1 protein-coding gene is annotated in these 568 nt (G+C 64.8%); it reads right to left on the bottom strand.

The window, feature by feature from the left end; all coding sequences use genetic code 11:
* The coding region (locus KDM41_18755) for a hybrid sensor histidine kinase/response regulator (protein MCB1185465.1) at positions 1-568 on the bottom strand (568 nt) is incomplete at both ends.

Below are 568 nucleotides of genomic sequence, written 5' to 3'. Positions count from 1 at the left end.
AAGGTGCTTCCCTGGCCCGGTGTCGAGGTCACCCCGATTTCTCCGCCCAGCGCCTCGACGATGCGTGCGGAAATCGAGAGCCCGAGGCCGGCGCCGCCATGCTTGCGGGTGGGGCCGTTGTTGGCGCGTTCGAACTCGCCGAAAATGCGGGCCTGGTCGGCCTCTTTCAGTCCCGGACCGGTGTCGGAAACGATGAACGCCAGTTGCTTGTCCTCGCGCGTCACCTCGATCAGCACGCCGCCGGTTTCGGTGAACTTGATGGCGTTGCCGACCAGGTTGAACAGCACCTGCCGCAATCTGCCGATGTCCGAGGTGATCATGCGCGGCACCTCGGGCGCGACATGAACCGCGATCTCGATGCCTTTTTCATGGGCGCGCGACGCCATCAGTTCGCAGACGCCGTTGACCAGGTCTTCCAGGTTGCTTTCCTCGTGCCGCAGGTGCAGGCGGCCCGCCTCGATCGACGTCACATCGAGCAGATCCTCGATCAGCGACAGCAGCGCCATGCCGGATTCGCTCGCGGTCTTCAGGTAGCTGGCCTGTTCCGGCGTCGTCTCGGTCTGCGCGA

This window comes from bacterium (assembly GCA_020440705.1).
Classification (GTDB): Bacteria; Krumholzibacteriota; Krumholzibacteriia; order LZORAL124-64-63; family LZORAL124-64-63; genus JAGRNP01.
This window is presented reverse-complemented; position numbering and strand designations above follow the sequence as displayed.